Source organism: Microbacterium sp. CFH 31415, assembly GCF_022538185.1.
Classification (GTDB): domain Bacteria; phylum Actinomycetota; class Actinomycetes; order Actinomycetales; family Microbacteriaceae; genus Microbacterium.
The window spans coordinates 1-21,287 of the sequence record NZ_JAKYXC010000009.1; the positions used below are offsets into that span (position 1 = coordinate 1).

23 protein-coding genes are annotated in these 21,287 nt (G+C 69.4%); 4 read left to right on the forward strand and 19 right to left on the reverse strand.

The window, feature by feature from the left end; all coding sequences use genetic code 11:
* Window positions 1–691, reverse strand: a 691-nt coding sequence (locus MK786_RS10700) for a DUF5684 domain-containing protein (protein WP_241112227.1), incomplete at its 3' end; no start/stop codon positions are given.
* Between the two features lie 178 nt (window positions 692–869).
* Here MK786_RS10700 and MK786_RS10705 point away from each other — a divergent pair.
* Window positions 870–1,361, forward strand: a complete 492-nt coding sequence (locus MK786_RS10705) for a DUF4282 domain-containing protein (protein ID WP_241112228.1) — start codon at window positions 870–872, stop codon at window positions 1,359–1,361.
* A gap of 27 nt (window positions 1,362–1,388) precedes the next feature.
* Here MK786_RS10705 and MK786_RS10710 read toward each other — a convergent pair whose 3' ends face one another.
* From MK786_RS10710 to prmC, 13 genes are all read right to left on the reverse strand, one after another.
* Complete coding sequence (locus MK786_RS10710) at window positions 1,389–2,138, reverse strand: YaaA family protein (RefSeq protein WP_241112229.1); 750 nt, start codon at window positions 2,136–2,138, stop codon at window positions 1,389–1,391.
* A 106-nt stretch (window positions 2,139–2,244) separates the two neighbouring features.
* Entirely contained in the window at window positions 2,245–2,505 is a 261-nt protein-coding gene (locus MK786_RS10715) for a F0F1 ATP synthase subunit epsilon (RefSeq protein WP_241112230.1), read from the reverse strand.
* A 2-nt stretch (window positions 2,506–2,507) separates the two neighbouring features.
* Window positions 2,508–3,956: a F0F1 ATP synthase subunit beta gene (gene atpD, locus MK786_RS10720; protein ID WP_241112231.1), complete on the reverse strand. Its 1,449-nt coding sequence runs from the start codon at window positions 3,954–3,956 to the stop codon at window positions 2,508–2,510.
* Between the two features lie 22 nt (window positions 3,957–3,978).
* Window positions 3,979–4,875: a F0F1 ATP synthase subunit gamma gene (locus MK786_RS10725; protein WP_191763280.1), complete on the reverse strand. Its 897-nt coding sequence runs from the start codon at window positions 4,873–4,875 to the stop codon at window positions 3,979–3,981.
* Window positions 4,876–4,895: 20 nt separating this feature from the next.
* Window positions 4,896–6,536 (reverse strand): F0F1 ATP synthase subunit alpha, encoded by a 1,641-nt coding sequence (atpA, locus tag MK786_RS10730; RefSeq protein WP_241112232.1) that lies wholly within the window; start codon window positions 6,534–6,536, stop codon window positions 4,896–4,898.
* 75 nt (window positions 6,537–6,611) lie between these two features.
* Window positions 6,612–7,403, reverse strand: coding sequence for a F0F1 ATP synthase subunit delta (locus MK786_RS10735; protein ID WP_241112233.1), 792 nt, complete (start codon window positions 7,401–7,403; stop codon window positions 6,612–6,614).
* Entirely contained in the window at window positions 7,403–7,954 is a 552-nt protein-coding gene (locus MK786_RS10740) for a F0F1 ATP synthase subunit B (RefSeq protein ID WP_241112234.1), read from the reverse strand. Before MK786_RS10740 ends, MK786_RS10735 begins: the two co-directional genes overlap by 1 nt.
* Window positions 7,955–7,982: 28 nt before the next feature.
* Window positions 7,983–8,219, reverse strand: a complete 237-nt coding sequence (atpE, locus tag MK786_RS10745; protein WP_159845304.1) for an ATP synthase F0 subunit C — start codon at window positions 8,217–8,219, stop codon at window positions 7,983–7,985.
* 46 nt (window positions 8,220–8,265) lie between these two features.
* On the reverse strand, window positions 8,266–9,057 hold the full coding sequence (atpB, locus tag MK786_RS10750; RefSeq protein WP_241112468.1) for a F0F1 ATP synthase subunit A: 792 nt from the start codon (window positions 9,055–9,057) through the stop codon (window positions 8,266–8,268).
* A 129-nt stretch (window positions 9,058–9,186) separates the two neighbouring features.
* Window positions 9,187–9,714: a hypothetical protein gene (locus MK786_RS10755; RefSeq protein WP_241112235.1), complete on the reverse strand. Its 528-nt coding sequence runs from the start codon at window positions 9,712–9,714 to the stop codon at window positions 9,187–9,189.
* Window positions 9,711–10,874 carry an MraY family glycosyltransferase gene (locus MK786_RS10760; protein WP_241112236.1) on the reverse strand — a complete coding sequence of 388 codons (1,164 nt, stop codon included), beginning with the start codon at window positions 10,872–10,874 and terminating at the stop codon, window positions 9,711–9,713. The genes MK786_RS10755 and MK786_RS10760 overlap by 4 nt, the downstream gene beginning before the upstream one ends.
* On the reverse strand, window positions 10,871–11,620 hold the full coding sequence (locus MK786_RS10765; RefSeq protein ID WP_241112237.1) for an L-threonylcarbamoyladenylate synthase: 750 nt from the start codon (window positions 11,618–11,620) through the stop codon (window positions 10,871–10,873). Before MK786_RS10765 ends, MK786_RS10760 begins: the two co-directional genes overlap by 4 nt.
* Before the next feature lie 57 nt (window positions 11,621–11,677).
* On the reverse strand, window positions 11,678–12,556 hold the full coding sequence (gene prmC / locus MK786_RS10770) for a peptide chain release factor N(5)-glutamine methyltransferase (RefSeq protein WP_241112238.1): 879 nt from the start codon (window positions 12,554–12,556) through the stop codon (window positions 11,678–11,680).
* A 126-nt stretch (window positions 12,557–12,682) separates the two neighbouring features.
* Between prmC and cysK (MK786_RS10775) the strand changes: the two genes are divergently transcribed.
* The 3 genes from cysK (MK786_RS10775) to epsC are packed head-to-tail and all read left to right on the forward strand — an operon-like array spanning window position 12,683 to window position 15,188.
* On the forward strand, window positions 12,683–13,621 hold the full coding sequence (gene cysK / locus MK786_RS10775) for a cysteine synthase A (protein ID WP_241112239.1): 939 nt from the start codon (window positions 12,683–12,685) through the stop codon (window positions 13,619–13,621).
* Window positions 13,622–13,647: 26 nt separating this feature from the next.
* Complete coding sequence (cysK, locus tag MK786_RS10780; RefSeq protein WP_241112240.1) at window positions 13,648–14,601, forward strand: cysteine synthase A; 954 nt, start codon at window positions 13,648–13,650, stop codon at window positions 14,599–14,601.
* Entirely contained in the window at window positions 14,598–15,188 is a 591-nt protein-coding gene (gene epsC, locus MK786_RS10785; RefSeq protein WP_241112241.1) for a serine O-acetyltransferase EpsC, read from the forward strand. The genes cysK (MK786_RS10780) and epsC overlap by 4 nt, the downstream gene beginning before the upstream one ends.
* Before the next feature lie 149 nt (window positions 15,189–15,337).
* On the opposite strand, the gene MK786_RS10790 is transcribed toward epsC, so the two are convergent.
* The 5 genes from MK786_RS10790 to thrC form a co-directional block, all read right to left on the reverse strand.
* Window positions 15,338–15,736, reverse strand: coding sequence for a hypothetical protein (locus MK786_RS10790; protein WP_241112242.1), 399 nt, complete (start codon window positions 15,734–15,736; stop codon window positions 15,338–15,340).
* 189 nt (window positions 15,737–15,925) lie between these two features.
* Window positions 15,926–17,005: a peptide chain release factor 1 gene (gene prfA, locus MK786_RS10795; RefSeq protein ID WP_241112243.1), complete on the reverse strand. Its 1,080-nt coding sequence runs from the start codon at window positions 17,003–17,005 to the stop codon at window positions 15,926–15,928.
* A gap of 17 nt (window positions 17,006–17,022) precedes the next feature.
* Window positions 17,023–19,059: a transcription termination factor Rho gene (rho, locus tag MK786_RS10800; protein WP_241112244.1), complete on the reverse strand. Its 2,037-nt coding sequence runs from the start codon at window positions 19,057–19,059 to the stop codon at window positions 17,023–17,025.
* A gap of 195 nt (window positions 19,060–19,254) precedes the next feature.
* Window positions 19,255–20,202 carry a homoserine kinase gene (gene thrB / locus MK786_RS10805; protein WP_241112245.1) on the reverse strand — a complete coding sequence of 316 codons (948 nt, stop codon included), beginning with the start codon at window positions 20,200–20,202 and terminating at the stop codon, window positions 19,255–19,257.
* Entirely contained in the window at window positions 20,199–21,287 is a 1,089-nt protein-coding gene (gene thrC / locus MK786_RS10810) for a threonine synthase (RefSeq protein WP_241112246.1), read from the reverse strand. Before thrC ends, thrB begins: the two co-directional genes overlap by 4 nt.

Sequence of the window (21,287 nt, forward strand, 5' to 3'; positions counted from 1 at the left end):
CGGGGGGCGGCGGCGTCACAGGCGGCTGACCCCCCGCGGGCGGCGGCGTGTACGGCGCGGCCGGGGCTGCGGGCCCGGCGGGCGGCGCGGGCGGTGCCGAGTAGCCCGCGGGCGGCGGCTGGTAGCCGGCAGGGGGCGCGTAGCTGCCGGGAGCCGTCGCCGCGTTGGGCGGGAAGCCACCGGCGGGAACCTGGTTCGGGATGCCCGACCACGTCGTGTTGTCGGCGAGGAAGTTGCCCGCCCACGGAGCCGCCGGGATCGCCGTGTTCCAGCGCGACTTGTCGAAGGCGTTGATGCCGAGCCACACGATCGAGAGGAAGAAGTAGAGGATGAGCCAGACGGCTTCCTTCTGCAGCTTCAGGCCGACGCGCCACGCGGCGAGGAGGGTGTAGATGAAGGCGGCGAGACCGAAGAGCTGCCCGACCACCGGGATCCAGCTGAGGAACGCGGTCGCGCCCCACAGGATCAGCAGCCACCACGGGTTGAGGTCGCCGAGTTTGACGAAGATCAGGGTGTTGTACACCGGCACCCATGCGCGCCACTTGCCCTGCACGCCCGCCTTCTCGAAGATCTTCATCAGGAACCACGACGAGATCACGTAGGCCGCGATCGCGAGGATGAACAGCAGGGGCGCGAGGACCAGCCAGACGGCGATCAGCCCTCCGATCCCGTAGTCGTCGTCGTATGACATGAACGTCCTCTCCGGAACGATCGTCGATGCGCACGCACATCGAGCGAGGCGCCTCGCCCCGCGCGACACATGCTAGCGATGCCCGTGCGCGCATGTCAGCAGAAACCGGGCGTTTCGGGGGCTGACCCCCGGCGCGGCTGTCGATAGCCTGACAGGACCAGTCAGCGGAAGGATCACCATGACCGACCCCACTCCCCCCGTCCCGCCCCTCCCCGAGCAGCCTGCCGCAGACGCCGCGCGCTCCGCGGCGACGCCGGGCGAGGCATCCGCTCCCGCCTACGACCCCGCGACCGACCCCGACGACACGGGGGTGCCGCGGTCGCTCGACGACGACGTCGCCGCCGTCGGTCGCGGCTTCTTCGCGGCGCTCTTCGACATCAGCTTCCGCACGTTCATCACTCGCCGGCTCGCGAGCGTCTTCTACGTCGTGGGCCTCATCGCGATCGCGATCGGCTTCATCGTGTACCTCGTGAACGGGATCGTCGGCGGCGCGTCACTGCTGTGGATCAACGTGGGCGCCGGCGTCACCGCGATCATCGCGACGATCATCATCGTGCCGCTCGTCGCGTTCATCGCGGTCATCGCGCTGAGGTTCATCATCGAGGCCGTCGTGGCGCTCATCGCGATCGCCGAGAACACGGAGCGCACCGCTCAGCACACGCGGCGCTGACCGAACGAACCGGAGGGCCCGGCCGGCTCAGGCGAACAGCTCGAGCTCTCCAGGCTTTCCGGAGCGCACGCGCAGGCCCGCAGCATCCGCCCAGTTCACGAATCCCGCGAGCGAGTTCACACGCGGCCGGTCCTCGGCCAGGCGACGCACCAGCGCGCCCTTCGCGTGCTTGTTGAAGTGGTTGAGCGCCCGCACGGCGCCACCCTCGGACTCCGACACGACCCGCACGTACGCCGAGGGCAGCGGCGCCGGCACGGGCCCGAGTGCGACGTACGCCTCGGAGCGCAGGTCGAGCACGAACCGGGGGCGCTCCTCCGCCAGCGCCGCGGTGACGGCATCCGCCCACACCTTCTTCAGGGAGGCGAGACCCGGCAGGGTCGCCGACGCGCCGAGTCGGTAGGACGGGATCGGATCAAGAGCGCCCACCGGTCCGAACGGAGCCGAGTGCACGCGGACGTGCGCGCCCAGCCACCGACGGGAGACCGCGGGAAGGGATGCCGCGTCCAGCGCGTCGAAGAGGACACCGGTGTACCGGTCCACGGCGGGCATGGTCGGCGCCTCGCGCAGAGCCGCGTTGACCGCGACCTCGCCCAGCTGCGTGCGGCCGAGCTTCAGCACCCTCGCTGCTTCCGCCTCGTCGGCCGAGAGCGCGACCAGCGCGTCGACGATGGCCTCGCGCTGCGGGGCAAGCGAAGGAAGGGCGAGGGATGCCGCGTCCAGCGGCCGCCCGCGCCCTCCGGCGCGCTTGGTCTCCGACGGCGGGAGAAGGATCAGCATGGCCCTCCGGTCGTGGTTCGTTCGCTCCCCGGCTCGACGGGCGAGCGGAGGGAGACGAAACGCCCCGAGTCCGCGAACGGACTGGGGCGTTTCGGTCTGAGGTTCGTCAGGCGATGAGCGCCGCGTTGCCTGCGACGATCGTCAGGTTGTCGCCCTCCATGGAGAGGAAGCCGTCCTGCGCGTTCGCGACGATCTTGGTGCCCGAGGTCTGGGTGATGCGCACCTGACCCTCGGCCAGGATCGCCAGCACCGGCTCGTGGCCCGACATGAAGCCGATCTCGCCCTCGACGGTCTTGGCGACGACGAGCGACGCCTCTCCCGACCAGACCTCCGCGTCGGCGGAGACGAGACTCACGTTGAGCGGCATGATCAGCCGTTCTCCTTCTGGATACGCGCCCAGTTCTCCTCGACGTCGGAGATGCCGCCGACGTTGAAGAAGGCCTGCTCGGCGACGTGGTCGAAGTCACCCTTGACGATCGCGTCGAACGACTCGATGGTCTCCTTGATCGGGACGGTCGAGCCCTCGACACCGGTGAACTTCTTCGCCATGTAGGTGTTCTGCGAGAGGAACTGCTGGATGCGACGTGCGCGCGACACGACGATCTTGTCTTCCTCGGAGAGCTCGTCGACACCGAGGATGGCGATGATCTCCTGCAGCTCCTTGTTCTTCTGGAGGATCTGCTTCACGGCGGTGGCCACACGGTAGTGGTCGTCGCCGATGTAGCGCGGGTCGAGGATGCGGCTCGTCGACGTCAGCGGGTCGACGGCCGGGTACAGACCCTTCGACGCGATCTCACGCGAGAGCTCGGTCGTGGCGTCGAGGTGGGCGAACGTGGTCGCCGGAGCCGGGTCGGTGTAGTCGTCGGCCGGCACGTAGATCGCCTGCAGCGAGGTGATCGAGTGGCCACGCGTCGAGGTGATGCGCTCCTGGAGCACACCCATCTCGTCGGCGAGGTTGGGCTGGTAGCCCACCGCGGACGGCATGCGGCCGAGCAGCGTCGAGACCTCGGAACCGGCCTGCGTGAAGCGGAAGATGTTGTCGATGAAGAGGAGCACGTCCTGCTTCTGCACGTCGCGGAAATACTCCGCCATCGTCAGCGCCGACAGGGCCACGCGAAGACGCGTGCCCGGCGGCTCGTCCATCTGACCGAACACGAGGGCGGTCTTGTCGAAGACGCCGGCCTCTTCCATCTCGTGGATGAGGTCGTTGCCTTCGCGGGTGCGCTCGCCGACACCGGCGAACACCGACACGCCACCGTGGTCCTGCGCGACGCGCTGGATCATCTCCTGGATGAGGACGGTCTTGCCGACGCCGGCACCGCCGAAGAGGCCGATCTTCCCGCCCAGCACATAGGGGGTGAGAAGGTCGATGACCTTGATGCCGGTCTCGAACATCTGGGTCTTCGACTCCAGCTGGTCGAAGTTCGGGGCCTTGCGGTGGATCGGCCAGCGCTCGGTGACCTCGATGGTCTCGCCGGGCTCGGCGTTGAGGACCTCGCCGGTCACGTTGAAGACCTTGCCCTTGGTCACGTCGCCGACGGGCACGGTGATCTGCTCGCCGGTGTCGCGCACCTCCTGGCCGCGGACGACGCCGTCGGTGGGCTTCAGCGCGATCGCGCGGACGAGGTCGTCGCCCAGGTGCTGCGCGACCTCGAGCGTGATCTCGGTCGACTCGCCCTCGATGGTGATCGTGGTCTTGAGCGCGTTGTAGATGTCGGGGATCGCGTCGTGCGGGAACTCGATGTCGACGACGGGGCCGGTGACCCGCGCGACGCGGCCGACGACCGCGGTCTCGGTCTTCTCTGCGGTGAGGCTCATGGCTTCTTCTCTTTCGTGTGGTCTATTTGCCCGACGCCAGAGCGTCGGCGCCGCCGACGATCTCGGCGATCTGCTGCGTGATCTCGGCCTGGCGAGCGTTGTTGCGCAGGCGGGTGTAATCGGTGATGAGCTTGTCGGCGTTGTCGCTGGCGGACTTCATCGCCTTCTGCGTGGCGGCGTGCTTCGCGGCGGACGACTGCAGGAGGGCATTGAAGACGCGGCTCTGGATGTAGACCGGCAGGAGCGCGTCGAGCACGGTCTCAGCGTCGGGCTCGAACTCGTAGAGCGGGTACACCTGAGCGGATGCCGCTTCCTCCGCCTCGACGACCTCGAGCGGAAGCAGGCGCACCGTCTCGGGCGTCTGCGTCATCATGCTGACGAAGCGGTTGTAGACGAGGTTGATCTCGTCGACGCCGCCGTCTTCACCACCGCGGTCGTACGCGGAGAGCAGCGTCGCCGCGATCTCCTCGGCCGTGGTGAAGTGCGGGGTGTCGGTGTCGCCCGTCCACTCCGCAGCCGCCTCCATGCGACGGAACTGGAAGTATCCGACCGCCTTGCGGCCGATGAGGTAGAACACCGGCTCCTTGCCCTGCTGCCGCAGCAGCTCGGCCAGCTCGAGGCCCTCACGGAGGATCTGCGAGTTGAACGCGCCGGCGAGGCCGCGGTCGGAGGCGAAGATGACCACCGCTGAGCGGCGGATGACCTCGCGCTCCGTCGTGAGCGGGTGCTCCACGTTCGAGTGCGTCGCCACGGCGGAGACGGCTCGCGTCACGGCTCGCGCGAAGGGCGACGACGCGCGCACACGCGCCATCGCCTTCTGGATGCGCGAAGCCGCGATGAGCTCCATCGCCTTCGTGATCTTCTTGGTCGTCTGAGCAGTGCTGATCTTCTGCTTGTAGACCCGGAGTTGTGCGCCCATGGTGTCTGTCCGGTGTCGCCTTAGCGGCGGCCCTTGACGATCTTCTCCTGGTTCACGTCTTCGGCCTCTGCCGCCGCGACCTCTTCGTGGCCCGGCTTCGAGATCGTCTGGCCCTTGCCGGCCTGGAACTCGAGGATGAACTCGTCGGTCTTCTTGCCGAGCTCGGCGACGGTGTCGTCGTCGAGGACGTTGGTGTCGCGGAGCGTGTCGAGGATCGTCGTGTTGCGGCGCAGGTAGTCCAGCAGCTCGCGCTCGAAAGCCAGCACGTCCTCGACCTCGATCGAGTCGAGCTTGCCGTTGGTGCCGGCCCAGATCGAGACGACCTGCTCCTCCACCGGGTACGGCGAGTACTGGGGCTGCTTGAGCAGCTCGGTGAGGCGCGCGCCACGGGCCAGCTGGCGGCGGGACGCGGCATCCAGGTCGCTCGCGAACATCGCGAACGCCTCGAGCGAGCGGTACTGGGCCAACTCGAGCTTGAGCGTGCCGGAGACCTTCTTGATCGACTTCACCTGCGCGTCACCGCCGACTCGCGAGACCGAGATGCCGACATCGACCGCGGGACGCTGGTTGGCGTTGAACAGGTCGGACTGCAGGAAGATCTGGCCGTCGGTGATCGAGATCACGTTGGTCGGGATGTAGGCCGACACGTCGTTGGCCTTCGTCTCGATGATCGGCAGACCGGTCATCGAGCCCGCGCCGAGCTCGTCCGAGAGCTTGGCGCAGCGCTCGAGCAGACGCGAGTGCAGGTAGAAGACGTCACCGGGGTAGGCCTCGCGGCCCGGCGGGCGGCGGAGCAGCAGCGACACGGCGCGGTAGGCCTCGGCCTGCTTCGTCAGGTCGTCGAAGATGATGAGGACGTGCTTGCCGTCGTACATCCAGTGCTGGCCGATGGCCGAGCCGGTGTAGGGCGCCAGGTACTTGAAGCCGGCCGGGTCGGACGCGGGGGCCGCGACGATGGTCGTGTACTCCATGGCGCCGGCGTCCTCGAGCGCGCCCTTGACGGCGGCGATCGTGGAGCCCTTCTGGCCGATGGCCACGTAGATGCAGCGGACCTGCTTGTTGACGTCGCCGGAGTCCCAGTTGGCCTTCTGGTTGATGATGGTGTCGATCGCGATCGCGGTCTTGCCGGTCTGGCGATCGCCGATGATCAGCTGACGCTGACCGCGGCCGACGGGGATCATCGCGTCGATGGCCTTGATGCCGGTCTGCAGCGGCTCGTGCACCGACTTGCGCTGCATGACGCCGGGCGCCTGCAGCTCGAGCGCACGACGCCCCTCGATGTTCGTGATCTCGCCGAGACCGTCGATCGGGTTGCCGAGCGGGTCGACCACGCGGCCGAGGTAGCCCTCGCCGACGGGGACCGACAGCACCTCGCCGGTGCGCGTGACCGAGTTGCCGGCCTCGATGCCCGAGAACTCACCCAGGACGACGACGCCGATCTCGTGCTCGTCGAGGTTCTGCGCGAGGCCGAGAGTGCCGTCCTCGAACGTCACGAGCTCGTTCGCCATGACGCCGGGGAGCCCCTCGACGTGCGCGATGCCGTCGGCGGCGTCGATGACGGTGCCGACCTCGGTCGCCGCAGCCCCGGTGGGCTCGTAGGCGGCGACGAAATCCTTCAGCGCGTCACGGATGACGTCGGGGCTGATTGACAGTTCTGCCATGGTCTTCCCTTTGTTCCAAGTTCTGTGTGTGGGGCGGTGGGCCCCGAAGTCTCCGCCTGCGGCGGGAAGTCTGTGCTAGCCGGCCAGCCTCTGACGGAGATCCGCCAGCCGGGCCGACACGCTGGCGTCGATGACGTCGTCGGCGATCTGCACGCGCAGCCCGCCCACCACGGTCGGGTCGACCACGGTGTTGATCGACACCTGGGTGCCGTAGCGCTGCGAGAGCGCACCGGCGAGGCGGTCGGCCTGGGCCGCGCTCAGCGGCGACGCGGCGAACACCGTCGCGACCTTGCGGCCGCGCTGGTCGGCGACGAGGCGGGTGGCCCGCGAGAGCAGCCGGCGAACGCGGCGCTCGCGCGGCTGCTGGACGAGGGATGCCGCGATCAGCGTCGTCGCCTTGCTCGCGCGGCCGGCCAGCAGCGTGTCGATGAGCGTGCCCTTCGCCGAGGCATCCCCGAGGCGGCTGCCCAGAGCGAGCTCGAGCTCGGAGTTCTCAGCCACCGTGCGCGAGAAGCGGAAGAGCTCGTCCTCGACGTCGGCCGACGGCTCGGCCACCACCGCGGCGCGGATGGCGAGCTCTTCGATGGCGTCGACGAAGTCGGACGCCGACGACCAGCGCTGCTCGACGGCGGTCGTCAGCAGCGACACCGTCGTTGCCGAAACCGAGCCGCCGAACACGGCCGTGACGACCTGGCGACGGGCTTCGACCGGAGCTGAGGAGTCGGCGAGCGCGCCGCTCAGCTGCGACGAGTCGCCCACGGCGCGCGCCGCGGCGAAGAGCTCGCCGGCCACGTCGAGGTCGACGCCCGACGCGGCGTCGAGCGCCTTCGTCGTCGCCGCCAGTGCCTGAGTGGTCGCGCTGCCCATTACTTCGACGCCTTCTCTGCCTCGAGCTCGGCCAGGAAGCGGTCGACGACGGCCTGAGCCTTAGCGTCGTCGGACAGCGTCTCACCGATCACGCCGCCGGCGAGATCGAGGGCGAGCGTGCCCACCTCGCTCCGCAGCGACACGAGGGCCGTCTGGCGCTCGGCTTCGATCTGCGAGTGCGCAGTCGCGGTCAGGCGCGCGGCCTCTGCGGCAGCGGTGTCCTTCGCCTCGGCGACGATCTTCTTGCCGTCCTCACGGGCGGCGTCGCGGATCTCACCGGCCTCCTTGCGCGCGTCGGCGAGCTGGGCGGTGTACTCCTCGAGCGCCGCCTCGGCCTTGCGCTGGGCCTCGTCGGCCTTGGCGATGTTCCCCTCGATCGCGGCGGAACGCTCGTCGAGCAGCTTCTTCATCTTCGGAAGGGCGACCTTCCAGAAGACGAGAAGAATGACGATGAAGCACACCGACGACCAGATGATGTCGTACCACGCGGGAATGAGCGGGTTGGGTGCAGCACCCTCCTCCGCGGCGTACGCGACAAGAGCGTTCAGCATCCTGTCTCCTTAGGTCGAGAGTTGGCGATCAGAAGCCGAAGATGAAGCCGGTCGCGATGCCGATGAAGGCGAGCGCCTCGGTGAAGGCGATACCGATCCACATCAGGACCTGCAGACGGCCGGCCAGCTCGGGCTGACGGGCCACGCCCTCGATCGTCTTGCCGACGACGATGCCCACGCCGATGGCCGGGCCGATGGCGGCGAGACCGTAGCCGACGGTGGCGATGGAGCCGGAGACCTCGGCGAGAACCGTAGTTGCGTCCACGGGGGTGTTTCCTTTCGGTTGTGGGCGGCCTTCCGGCCGTCCCGTATCAGTGCTCTTCGGCGACCGCGAGCTGGATGTAGACCGCGGTGAGAAGGGCGAAGACGTAGGCCTGGAGGACAGCCACCAGGATCTCGAACAGGGTGAAGACGAAGCCGAACGCGAGGCTGCCGGCGCCGAGGACCGACCACCAGCCGCCCATGTCGACGATGAAGAACTGCGTGGCGGCGAAGAACAGCACCAGGAGGAGGTGGCCGACCATCATGTTCATCAGGAGTCGGAGCGTGAGCGTGACGGGGCGGATGACGAAGGTCGAGATGAGCTCGATCGGCGTGACGATGATGTAGATCGGCCACGGCACGCCCGACGGGAAGAGCGAGTTCTTGAAGAAGTTCTTGGGGCTCTTCTTGATGCCTGCGTAGATGAACGTGATATAGCTCACGATCGCGAGCGTCAGCGGCACCGCGATGATGCTCGTGCCGGCGATGTTCAGGAACGGGATGATGCCCGTGATGTTCATGAACAGGATCATGAAGAACATCGTCGTGAGGATCGGGAGGAACCTCTGGGCGTCCTTCTTCCCGAGGAGGTCCTCGCCGATGTTGACGCGGACGAAGTCGAGACCCATCTCGACGAGGCTCTGGAACCGGCCGGGCACGACGCGCATGCGGCGAGTGCCGAGCCAGAAGATCAGCACGACGGCGATCGTCGCCAGGAACTGGATCAGGTGGATCCGGTGGATCGGCACCCCCGCCAGCGTGAAGAGGATCTCAGGGAAGAACTCTTCGATCGAAGGGCCGTGGAACTCCGGCGGCGCGTCGGCGGCAAGGGGGGCGATCAGGGTCGCAGCATGAGTAAACAGCGCTGGCTCCAGCTTCGGGGCACCGGTCGAGAACCGTTGCGACGATGGTCGATGAGCGTCACTCCGCAAGTGCTCGCTAGGCGAGCAGGCGGGCGCAGGAAGAGCCTATCAAACTTGAGAGGTGCCTGAATCCGCCCCGGGGCGACCGCGCTCCCCCTCCTCGGCGTCATCGCGTCGGTCGCCGGCCTCGGGGTCGGTCGGCAGCGTGACGTCGCTCACGTGGGGCACGCGCATCCGGAGCAGCACGATGACGTCGACCATGAGCGAGGCGAGCACGCCCACGACGACGGCGAGGAAGAAGACCATCGGCTCGATCCACGGCTGACCCCGCAGCACCAGGAGCAGAACGATGAACAGGACGAACTTCAGGATCCAGCCGCCGAGCACGATCCCGAAGAACAGCGGCACGTAGAGCGGGTCGCCGTACCACCGGTTGGCGATCAGGATGCTCGCGACGGTGATGAGGAGGAAGGCGGCAGCGACCAGAACGCCGACGAGCGCGCTCCACAGCCCGTCCGTGCCGGCGACGAGGAACCCGATGAGCCCGCCGAGCACTGCCAGCGCGCCGGTGACGACCCCTCCCCACACCAGGACGGTGCGCAGGATCGGCGTGCTCGAGATGGGGTTGGTGGTCATTCGGCGTCCTCCAGGACGGTCTCGGGAGCCGGCGCAGGCCGGCGGGAAGGCAGCAGGGTCACCACGAGGCACGCGACGACCCCTACGAGCCCGAACGCCACGCCGAGGAGGTAGTCCCCCGGCCAGCCTTCGGACGTGCCGATGTACATGAGCAGGACCGACAGGCTGACGATCGTGGTCCAGGCGTAGAAGATGAGCACCGCACCGAGGTCGGAGTGCCCCATGTCGAGCATCCGGTGATGCAGATGCTTGCGGTCGGGCGAGAAGGGCGACTTGCCCTTGCTCATCCGCCGGATGACTGCCAGGCCGAAGTCGAGCAGCGGCAGCAGCACGATCACCACCGGCAGCAGGATCGGGATGAACGCACCGAGCAGCTGCGAGCGGCCGAACTCGTCGTTGTCGCCGACCATGGCCGGCGTGATGCTGCCCGTGACGGCGATCGCCGAGCAGGCCATGAGGAGGCCGAGCATCAGGGCGCCGGAGTCGCCCATGAAGAGCTTCGCCGGCCGCCAGTTGAGCGGCAGAAACCCGATGCACACGCCGATCAGCACGGCCGCGATGAACGACGCGAGGTTGAAGTAGCTGCTCTGGCCGGTGTCGCGCACCAGCATGTAGGAGTACGCGAAGAAGACACCGTTCGCGATGAGGCACACGCCGGCGACGAGTCCGTCGAGTCCGTCGATGAAGTTCACCGCGTTCATGACGACGACGATCGAGAACACCGTGAGCGTGAAGCTGACCCAGCTCGAGCCGACCGCCTGCCCGCCGATGGGCAGCGAGTAGATCTGCAGGTCGCCGAACCACGTGATGATGCCGGCGGCGAGGAACTGCGCGCCGAGCTTGATCATCCAGTCGAGGTCCCACAGGTCGTCGGCGACACCCACGACCACGATCAGGCACGTCGCCCCGAGGATCGCCCACACCTGCGCGGGCTCGTTCCACACGATGGCGAAGAAGGGATGCTGCGACGAGACCAGGAACGCGGCGACCACCCCCAGGAACATCGCGATGCCGCCGAGGCGCGGGGTGGGCGTCTTGTGCACGTCGCGTTCGCGGATGCCCGGATACAGCTTGTACTTCAGCCCGAGTCGCCAGACCGTCCACGACAGCGCGAAGGTGACCGCCGCGGTGAAGAGGATGGTGAAGACGTACTGCTTCACGGCCCGCCCGGCTCGTCGGGGTTCGCCGCGGGCTCGGGCTCGACTGCCTCGGGCTCGACTGCCTCGGGCCCGTCGGCCTCGGGGTCGGGCTCGAGCAGGTCGCCGAGCACCGAGCGCAGCTGCTCGCGGCTCACCGCGCCCTCACGCAGCACCCGGACGAGTGGCTCCGCTTGGCCGACGAGGCTGGTGGCGTCGATGATCGTCGACGAGATCCCCGTCGTGGACGGACCGTCGCTGAGGTACACCGCGACGCTGTCGCCCAGCATCCCCTCCGAGTCCTCCGCCGTGATGCCGGCCGCCTTGCCGGTGAGATTGGCGCTCGAGACCGCGAGCGGGCCGGTCTCCTCGAGCAGCTCGAGGGCGATGCGGTGTGCGGGCATGCGCACGGCGACGGTTCCCCGCGTCTCGCCGAGGTCCCAGGAGAGCGACGGCTGGGCCGGGAGGACGATCGTGAGCCCGCCGGGCCAGAACTCCTCGACGAGGCGCTCGATCTGCTCGGGAACGTCGGCGACGAGGGCGCGCAGCGTCGCGGTGCCGGCCACGAGCACGGGCGGCGGCATCTGCCGGGTGCGCCCCTTCGCGTCGAGCAGCTTCTGCACCGCCTTCGCGCTGAATGCGTCGGCGGCCACGCCGTAGACGGTGTCGGTGGGGATGACGACCAGGTCGCCGCGGCCGATGGCCTGGCGCGCTTGACGCATGCCGGAGAGAAGCTGTGCCTCATCGCGGCAATCGAAGATGGGGGACATGTCGCGCACAGTCTAATCAAGGGCGCCTGGGGATCCGCGGCGCGCGGGGAGCGGGTGTCAGGGGCGGATCGCGGTGGTGGCGCGGTCGCGCATCGTGAGATCGGGATGAGTGGATGCCGCGCGCCAGCCGTCGGCGGTGAGCAGGTCGCGGATCGCCTCGCCCTGCCACTCGCCGTGCTCGATGACGATCGTGCCGCCCGGGTGCGCCAGCCGCAGCCCCACAGCGCTGAGGATGCGCACCACGTCGAGGCCGTCCTCGCCGCCGTAGAGTGCGGCGGGCGGGTCGAAGAACCGCACCTCCGGATCGCGCGGGATCGCGGCATCCGGAACATACGGAGGATTCGACGCGACGACCGACACCGTGCCGTCGAGGTCGGGGAACGCGTGAGCCAGATCGATGAAGGCGAGCGTGGCATTGTCGGCCCCCGCACGCTCGAAGTTCTCCTTCGTCCAGACGAAGGCGTCGACCGAGTTCTCGGCCGCGAAGACCCGGGCGTGCGGAACCTCGGTGGCCATCGCGAGGGCGATAGCGCCACTTCCGGTGCCGAGATCGACGGCGATGGGAGAGGGGGATGCCGCGGCGGCGAGCGCGTCGATCGCCAGCTGCGCCACCATCTCGGTCTCGGGCCGGGGCACGAAGACGCCGGGTCCGACGCGCAGCTCGAGATGGCGGAAGGGGGCGAGACCGGTGATGTGCTGCAGCGGCTCACGCGTCGCGCGGCGCTCGACCAGCGTCTCGAGCTGCTGCGCCGCCCCGACGGGAAGGGCGTCTCCGCGGATGGCGGCGGCCTGCACTCCCCCGCGGCCGGTCTGCAGCGCGAATGCGGCGAGCAGCTCGACGTCGACGTCGGGGTCGGGCACGCCGGCGTGCGCCAGGCGCGCGGCGGCATCACGCAGCCAGGCGGCGACGGTCGGGGGTGTCTCGGGTGAAGCCATGGGCCTATCCAGCCTAAGCCCGGCAGAGTACTCGCCCGTGGCCAGGCCGCTGTCACACAAGGACTCACGGCGGGGGAGTCCCCATAGGCTTGTGCCCACCCGCAGACCACCGCTGAAAGGCCCGACATGACCGGCATCCACCCCGACATCACCTCCGCCTTCGGAAACACCCCCCTCGTGCGCCTCAACCGCACCGCGGAGGGCCTCGGCGGCAACGTGATCGCCAAGCTCGAGTTCTACAACCCGGCGTCGAGCGTCAAGGACCGCCTCGGCATCGCCATCGTCGACGCCGCTGAGAAGTCCGGCCAGCTGCAGCCCGGCGGCACGATCGTCGAGGCCACGAGCGGCAACACCGGCATCGCGCTCGCCATGGTCGGCGCCGCCCGCGGCTACCGCGTCGTGCTCGCGATGCCCTCGTCGATGTCGATCGAGCGTCGCCTGCTGCTCAAGGGCTACGGTGCCGAGCTCGTTCTCACCGACCCGGCCGGCGGCATGAAGGGGGCCGTCGCCAAGGCGGAGGAGCTCGTCGCCGAGATCCCCGGCGCCGTTCTCGCGCGCCAGTTCGAGAACGAGGCCAACCCGCGCGTCCACCGCGAGACCACAGCAGAGGAGATCCTCCGCGACACCGACGGCGCCGTCGACTACTTCGTCGCCGGCATCGGCACGGGCGGCACGATCACCGGCGTCGGTCAGGTGCTCAAGGAGCGCGTGCCCGGCGCGAAGGTCATCGCCGTCGAGCCCGCCGACTCGCCGCTGCTCACCAAGGGCACGCCCGGACCCCACAAGATCCAGGGCATCGGCCCGAACTTCGTGCCGGCGGTCCTCGACCAGGGAGTCATCGACGAGGTCGTCGACGTCGAGTTCGCGGACGCGATCGACACCGCGCGCGCGGTGGGCACCAAGGACGGCATCCTCGTCGGCATCTCGTCGGGCGCCGCGATCTGGGCCGCGCTGCAGATCGCCGCGCGCCCCGAGGCCGAGGGCAAGAACATCGTCGTCATCGTGCCCTCGTTCGGCGAGCGCTACCTGTCGACTGCGCTGTTCGAGAACCTGCGAGAGGATTGAGGCACACCGCTCCAGAAAGGCGCCCCGTGCCAGGGATCCATTCCGACATCACGACCGCGTTCGGCGAGACCCCGCTGGTGAGGCTCAACGCCCTCACGGAAGGTCTCCACGGCGAGGTCCTCGCCAAGCTCGAGTTCTACAACCCGGGCTCGAGTGTGAAGGACCGTCTGGGCTACGCGCTCATCAGCGCCGCGGAGGCGGCGGGCGAGCTGAAGCCCGGCGGCACCATCGTGGAGTCGACCAGCGGCAACACGGGCATCGCGCTGGCGCTGATCGGGGCGGCACGCGGCTACAAGGTGATCCTCACGATGCCCGCGTCGATGTCGAAGGAGCGGCGCACGCTGCTGAAGGCCTACGGCGCAGAGCTCGTGCTCACCGACCCGTACAAGGGCATGACCGAGGCCGTCGCGACCGCGGAGCGGATCGTCGCCGAGACACCGGGCGCCGTGCTGGCGCGACAGTTCGAGCACGAGGCCAACGCCGAGATCCACCGTCGCACGACGGCCGAGGAGATCTGGCGCGACACCGACGGCACGGTGGATTACTTCGTCGCGGGCTCGGGCACGGGCGGCACCATCACGGGCGTGGGCCAGGTGCTCAAGCAGCGCAACCCCGACGTGAACATCGCCATCGTCGAGCCGAAGGACTCCCCCATGCTGTCGGAGGGCCGCGCCGGCGGTCACCGCATCCAGGGCATCGGCCCGAACTTCGTGCCGCAGGTGCTCGACCGGTCGGTCATCGACGAGATCTTCGACGTCGAGTTCGACGACGCGATCCGCGTGGCACGGGACCTCGCCGTGCGCGAGGGCATCCTCGGAGGTATGTCGGCGGGCGCGGCGGTGTGGGCGGCGCTCGAGATCGCCGCGCGCCCGGAGGCCGCGGGCAAGCGCATCGTCGTGATCATCCCCGATTCGGGCGAGCGCTACCTGTCGACCGCGCTGTACGAGCACCTGCGCGAGCCCGAGAAGAGCGCGTCATGAGCCGCGGAGAGGGCTTCTTCGCCCGCATCCGCGAAGACGTCGTCGCGGCACGGCTGCGCGACCCCGCTGCTCGGTCCGGCGTCGAGATCGCGCTCCTCTATCCCGGCCTGCACGCGATCTGGGCGCACCGGGTGTGGCACGCGCTGTGGGTGCGCAAGGCGCGGTTCGTCGCCCGCGCCGGGTCGCAGGTCACGCGCTGGCTGACCGGGATCGAGATCCACCCCGGCGCGCAGATCGGCCGCCGCTTCTTCATCGACCACGGGATGGGCGTCGTCATCGGCGAGACCGCCGAGGTCGGCGACGACGTCATGCTGTACCACGGGGTGACGCTCGGCGGCCGTCAGCGCGAGGGCGGGAAGCGGCATCCCACGCTCGAGGACGGCGTCGCCGTCGGCGCCGGCGCGAAGATCCTCGGACCGATCACGATCGGCGCGGGATCGGTCGTCGGTGCGAACGCGGTGGTGACGAAGGATGCCCCGGCCGACAGCGTGCTCGTGGGCGTTCCCGCCAAGCCGCGCCAGCGTCGTGAGGGCGAGGACACCCGATCGATCCTGACCACGCCCGAGTATCCCGAGTACCACATCTGACGCGAGCGGCGCCTTCGTCGGTGCCAGGCCGTGCCGCCCCAGCTCGCGAGACTGCACCGGTGCACCGAGACTGCTGCTGCCGGGTGCTGTCTCGGTGCACGGATGCAGTCTCGGCGGAGTCGGCCGTGCGCAACCGCCGGTGGTGAGGGCTACTCTCGGCGGTCCTGAACGCGCTTCCTGATGAAGAGCGGCGGCAGCAGCCAGGTGGCGAGCGCCGTGACGAGCCACACGATGAGCGTGCCGATGATCCACGCCACGGGACCGTTGATGCCAATGCCCGCCGCCGGGATCAGCACCGCGATCAGCAGCGCGACGAACGTCGACAGCAGGCCGATTCCGCCGATCAGCGCGTTGGCGTGACGCCGCGTGATCGTGAACAGCCACGGCGCGAGGATGCTCTGCAGCACCGCGAAGATCACGACGGCCAGCAGGATGCCCCACCAGTCGTCCCAGTGCAGCGTGAAGCCGGGCAGGATCAGGTCGGCCGCGACGAGTCCGAGGAACGCCGAGACGAGGAAGATCGCCGCTCGGATGAGAAGGGTGAGCACGAGCCGAGCCTAGCGGCGCGGCATCCGCTCGCCCTGTCGCGCCACGGCCGCTGAGACCTGGGATCCGGGGCGGCGACGCGGGGCGGGCGGGCGACTCCGCGAGACCTGGGATTCGCGACGAGACCACGTGCGAGAGACGCCGTCTCGTCGCGAATGCCGGGTCTCGGCGAACGAAACGAAGGCGGGGCGTCAGTCGTCGGAGCCGAGTGCGGCGAGCCGGGCCTCTTCGTCTGCGGCGATCGCCGACTCGATGATGGGCTCGAGCGCGCCGTCCATGACCTGGTCGAGGTTGTACGCCTTGTAGCCGGTGCGGTGGTCGGCGATCCGGTTCTCGGGGAAGTTGTACGTGCGGATGCGCTCGGAACGGTCCATGCCGCGGATCTGGGACTTGCGGGCATCGGATGCCGCGGCCTCGAGCTCCTCCTGCTGCTTGGCCAGCAGGCGGGCCCGGAGCACCCGCATGCCGGCCTCGCGGTTCTGCAGCTGCGACTTCTCGTTCTGCATCGACACGACGATCCCGGTCGGCACGTGTGTGATGCGCACCGCCGAGTCGGTCGTGTTGACCGACTGCCCGCCGGGACCCGACGAGCGGAAGACGTCGATCTTCAGGTCGTTCGGGTCGATGTGGATCTCTTCGGGCTCGTCGACCTCGGGGAAGACGAGCACGCCCGTCGTCGAGGTGTGGATGCGCCCCTGCGACTCGGTGGCCGGCACGCGCTGCACGCGGTGCACGCCGCCCTCGTACTTGAGGTGCGCCCACACGCCCTGCGCGGGGTCGGACGACGAGCCCTTGATCGCGACCTGCACGTCCTTGTAGCCGCCCAGGTCGGACTCGTTGCGCTCGAGGAGCTCGGTCCTCCAGCCCTTCGATGCGGCGTACTGCAGATACATCCGCAGCAGATCGGCGGCGAACAGCGCCGACTCGGCGCCGCCCTCGCCCTGCTTGATCTCCATGATCACGTCACGCGCGTCGTCGGGGTCGCGCGGGATCAGCAGACGCCGCAGGCGCTCCTGCGCTTCGGCGAGCTTCGCCTCGAGGGCGGGAACCTCCTCGGCGAACGCGTCGTCCTCACGGGCGAGTTCGCGCGCGGCTTCCAGATCATCGGATGCCGCGACCCAGTCCTCGTTCGCCTTCACGATGCGAGACAGCTCGGCGTAGCGGCGGTTGACCCGCTTGGCGCGTGCCGCGTCGGCATGCACGGCGGGGTCGGAGAGCTCCTCCTGGACCGCCTTGTGCTCTTCGATCAGCGCCTTGACGGAGTCGAACACCCAGTTCCCTCCGAGACTCAGCGGATGCTGTTGTCGTCCGCGTGGCTGCGCCCACCGTGACCGGTCGACGGCGCCGGGATCGACTTCTGCATCTGCACGAGGAACTCGACGTTCGACTGCGTCTCCTTGAGCTTGCCGAGCACGACCTCGAGGGCCTGCTGGGGCTCGAGACCGGCCAGCGCGCGGCGGAGCTTCCAGGTGATCTTGACCTCGTCGGGCGACAGCAGCATCTCTTCGCGGCGGGTGCTCGACGCGTTCACGTCGACGGCCGGGAAGATGCGCTTGTCGGCGAGCTGGCGGTTCAGGCGCAGCTCGCTGTTGCCGGTGCCCTTGAACTCCTCGAAGATGACCTCGTCCATCTTGGAGCCGGTCTCCACGAGAGCCGTCGCGAGGATCGTGAGCGATCCGCCGTTCTCGATGTTGCGTGCCGCGCCGAAGAAGCGCTTCGGCGGGTACAGCGCCGACGCGTCGACGCCACCGGTGAGCACGCGGCCCGAGGTGGGCGCCGAGATGTTGTACGCGCGGCCGAGGCGGGTGATCGAGTCGAGCAGCACGACGACGTCGCGGCCGAGCTCGACCAGGCGCTTCGCCCGCTCGATGGCGAGCTCGGCGACCGTGGTGTGGTCCTCGGCGGGGCGGTCGAAGGTCGAGGCGATGACCTCGCCCTTCACCGTGCGCTGCATGTCGGTGACCTCTTCGGGGCGCTCGTCGACGAGCACGACCATGAGGTGGACCTCGGGGTTGTTGGTCGCGATGGCGTTGGCGATCTGCTGCAGCACGATCGTCTTGCCGGCCTTGGGCGGCGCGACGATGAGCCCGCGCTGGCCCTTGCCGATCGGCGCGACGAGGTCGATGATGCGCTGCGTCAGCTTCTCGGGGGCCGTCTCGAGGCGCAGGCGCTCCTGCGGGTAGAGCGGCGTGAGCTTGCCGAACTCGACGCGCGTGGCGGCATCATCGACCGAGAGGCCGTTGATCGCGTCGACCTTGACCAGCGCGTTGTACTTCTGGCGGCTCGACTGCTCACCCTCGCGCGGCTGCTTGATCGCGCCGACGACGGCGTCACCCTTGCGCAGGTTGTACTTCTTCACCTGGCCGAGCGAGACGTAGACGTCGCTGGTGCCGGGCAGGTAGCCCGACGTGCGCACGAAGGCGTAGTTGTCGAGGACGTCGAGGATGCCCGCGATCGGGATCAGGACGTCGTCCTCGCCGATCTCGGTCTCGAACTCGTCGCCCGACTGCGTGGCGCCACGGCGCTTGTTGCGCTGGCGGCCGCGCCCCGACCCCTGAGCCGGCTCTTCGTCGGACTCGGGCGTGGACGCGGGCGCGTTGTCCTTGCCGCCGTTCTGCTGCTGGCCGTTCTGCTGCTGGCCGCCCTTGTCGCCCTTGTCGTTCTGGTTGCGATTCCGGCTGCGGCTGCGGCTGCGGCTGCGGCTGCGCGACGGAGTCTCGTCGCCGGTCTCCTCGGCTGCGTCGCCTTCGGCGGGCTTCGCCTCGGCCTCGGCGGGCTTCGCGTCGGCGGATGCCTCGGCCTTCGCGTCGGCGGGCGCCTCGGCCTTCGCGTCGGCCTCGGCAGGCACGCCGGCGGAGGCGGCCTCCGCCGGAGCGTCGCCGGCAGCCGGCGCCTCGGCGGCGGGAGCGTCGGCGGAAGCTTCAGCCGGGGCGGCCTCGGCGGCCGGCGCGGCCTCCGCCGGCGCCTCGACCACGGGCTCGGGGGTGACGGCGTCCGCCGTCTTGGCGCGGCGCGGCGCACGCTTGCGCGGCGCCTTCACGGGCGCAGCAGCCTCGGGCTCCGCGGCCTCAGCCTCAGCGGCCGGAGCCTCGGGCTCAGCCGCAGGCGCGTCAGCCGGAGCGGCTTCGGCGGCGGCCTCGTGCTCAGCAGCCTCGGCGGCGGCCGGAGCCTCAGCCGCGGCATCCGCTTCAGCCTCAGGCTCAGCAGCCTGCGCGGTCGGCTCGGCGGCGGCCTCGGTGGTGGTGTCGACGTTCTCGACGGCCTCGGGCGCTTCCGTGCGCTCGTCGGCCGTTGCGTCGCTCTGGATCTCGGAGATGGACTCCACGAGTTCTCCCTTGTCAAACGAATGGAAATGCACGTCCGCACGAGGCGCGCTGGTAAGCAGGCGTCTTGCCCGACCCTTCGACGTTCAAGGCCCTGAGATGGACTCGAGAACCGCGATGGCGCTCAGAGACCGTCAGCAGGATGTGGGGGGTCGTGCGGGGTTTCGCAGAATGCGAACGGAGGCCAGATTCACGATTTACGTGGAACCCTCCGCGTACTCCCTCACTGTACCACCCTTGAAGTCGACGGCGAGCATGAGCGCCTCCCACGGGGTGTCGGATGCCGACGACGCGAGGGCGGCGGCCTCGAGGCGGCGTCCCGGCCCGTCGGCGAGCACGAGCACGCTCGGTCCGGCGCCCGAGACGACGGCGGCGAACCCCTTGGCGCGCAGCATGCGCACGAGGTTGTCAGTGGCCGGCATCGCGCTCGCGCGGTAGTTCTGGTGCAGCTTGTCTTCGGTCGCGGCCTGCAGCAGCTCCGGGCTCTGGGTGAGCGCAGCGATCAGCAGCGCCGAGCGCGACACGTTGAACACGGCGTCCTCGCGCGGCACCTGCAGGGGCTGCAGGCTGCGGGCGACCTCGGTCGACATGGTGAACTCGGGCACGAACACCAGGGGCGAGACACCGCGGTGCACGAGCAGCTTCTTGTGCTGCGGACCGTGCTCGTCGACCCACGCGATCGTCAGGCCGCCGAAGAGCGCCGGCGCGACGTTGTCGGGGTGCCCCTCGAGCTCGGTCGCGAGCCGCAGCAGGGTGTCGGGCCCGAGCTCGATGTCACCCTCGAGCAGCCCCTTGGCCGCGAGGATGCCCGACACCACCGCGGCACCCGACGATCCGAGGCCGCGGCCGTGCGGGATCACGTTGTGCGCGTGCAGCCGCAGGCCCGGCATGCGGCGCCCGACCGACTCGTACGTGTATGCGATCGCGCGCACGACGAGATGCGAGGCGTCGCGCGGCACGTCGGCCGCACCCTGGCCGGTGACCTCGATCTCGAGCTCCCCGGGCGGCAGGGCCGTGACGTCGAGCTCGTCGTAGACGCTCAGCGCGAGGCCGAGCGTGTCGAAGCCGGGTCCGAGGTTGGCGCTCGTCGCGGGCACCCGCACGAGCACACGACGCCCCGGAGCCGGGACGACGGCTGCGTTCACGCGGTCGCCGCCGCAGGCGCGAGATCGAGGACGGATGCCACTTCCGACGTCGTGGCGTCCACCACGGTCGGCTCGACCTGGCTGCCATCGGCGTTGCGCAGCGCCCACTGCGGGTCCTTGAGTCCGTGGCCCGTGACGGTGAGCACGACGCGCGCGCCCTGCGGCACGACGCCGGCCTCGACGCGGTCGAGGAGACCCGCGACGCTGATCGCGGACGCAGGCTCGACGAAGATGCCCACCTCGCCCGCCAGCAGCTTCTGCGCGGCGAGGATGCGCTGGTCGTCGATGGCGCCGAAGTAGCCGTCGGTCGCCTGGCGCGCCTCGAGGGCGAGCTCCCACGAGGCAGGGTTGCCGATGCGGATGGCGCTGGCCACGGTCTCGGGGTTCTTCACGACCTCGCCGCGCACGAGCGGCGCGGAGCCCTCGGCCTGGAAGCCGAACATGCGCGGCACGCGCGTGGACACGCCACCCTCGGCCTCCTCGCGGTAGCCGCGGGTGTAGGCGGTGTAGTTGCCCGCGTTGCCGACGGGGATGAAGTGGAAGTCGGGCGCGTCGCCGAGCTGCGCGACGACCTCGTAGGCGGCGGTCTTCTGGCCGTCGATGCGGTCGGGGTTGACCGAGTTGACGAGGTGCACCGGGTAGTTGTCGGCGAGCTCGCGCGCGATCTCGAGGCAGTCATCGAAGTTGCCGCGGATCTGGATGAGCTGGCCGTTGTGCGCGACGGCCTGGCTGAGCTTGCCCATCGCGATCTTGCCCTCGGGCACGAGCACCGCCGCGGTGATGCCGGCGTGCGCCGCGTAGGCCGCGGCCGACGCCGACGTGTTGCCCGTCGACGCGCAGATGACGGCCTTCGCACCGTGCTCGATCGCGCGGGAGACGGCGACGGTCATGCCGCGGTCCTTGAACGACCCGGTGGGGTTCATGCCCTCGAACTTGACCCACACGTCGGTGCCGGTGCGGCGCGACAGCGAGGGTGCGGGCAGGAGCGGAGTGCCGCCCTCGCCGAGGGTGACGACGGTCGAGGCATCCGTGACGCCCAGACGATCCCCATATTCGCGCAGGACTCCGCGCCAGACGTGTGCCAT

What these genes read in the sequence shown, in the direction of transcription:
- MK786_RS10705 (WP_241112228.1), top strand. Translation starts at nt 870, where the DNA reads ATGACCGACCCCACTCCCCCCGTCCCGCCCCTCCCCGAGCAGCCTGCC.
- MK786_RS10710 (WP_241112229.1), bottom strand. Translation starts at nt 2,138, where the DNA reads ATGCTGATCCTTCTCCCGCCGTCGGAGACCAAGCGCGCCGGAGGGCGC.
- MK786_RS10715 (WP_241112230.1), bottom strand. Translation starts at nt 2,505, where the DNA reads ATGCCGCTCAACGTGAGTCTCGTCTCCGCCGACGCGGAGGTCTGGTCG.
- atpD (WP_241112231.1), bottom strand. Translation starts at nt 3,956, where the DNA reads ATGAGCCTCACCGCAGAGAAGACCGAGACCGCGGTCGTCGGCCGCGTC.
- MK786_RS10725 (WP_191763280.1), bottom strand. Translation starts at nt 4,875, where the DNA reads ATGGGCGCACAACTCCGGGTCTACAAGCAGAAGATCAGCACTGCTCAG.
- atpA (WP_241112232.1), bottom strand. Translation starts at nt 6,536, where the DNA reads ATGGCAGAACTGTCAATCAGCCCCGACGTCATCCGTGACGCGCTGAAG.
- MK786_RS10735 (WP_241112233.1), bottom strand. Translation starts at nt 7,403, where the DNA reads ATGGGCAGCGCGACCACTCAGGCACTGGCGGCGACGACGAAGGCGCTC.
- MK786_RS10740 (WP_241112234.1), bottom strand. Translation starts at nt 7,954, where the DNA reads ATGCTGAACGCTCTTGTCGCGTACGCCGCGGAGGAGGGTGCTGCACCC.
- MK786_RS10755 (WP_241112235.1), bottom strand. Translation starts at nt 9,714, where the DNA reads ATGACCACCAACCCCATCTCGAGCACGCCGATCCTGCGCACCGTCCTG.
- MK786_RS10765 (WP_241112237.1), bottom strand. Translation starts at nt 11,620, where the DNA reads ATGTCCCCCATCTTCGATTGCCGCGATGAGGCACAGCTTCTCTCCGGC.
- prmC (WP_241112238.1), bottom strand. Translation starts at nt 12,556, where the DNA reads ATGGCTTCACCCGAGACACCCCCGACCGTCGCCGCCTGGCTGCGTGAT.
- cysK (WP_241112239.1), top strand. Translation starts at nt 12,683, where the DNA reads ATGACCGGCATCCACCCCGACATCACCTCCGCCTTCGGAAACACCCCC.
- epsC (WP_241112241.1), top strand. Translation starts at nt 14,598, where the DNA reads ATGAGCCGCGGAGAGGGCTTCTTCGCCCGCATCCGCGAAGACGTCGTC.
- thrC (WP_241112246.1), bottom strand. Translation starts at nt 21,287, where the DNA reads ATGGCACACGTCTGGCGCGGAGTCCTGCGCGAATATGGGGATCGTCTG.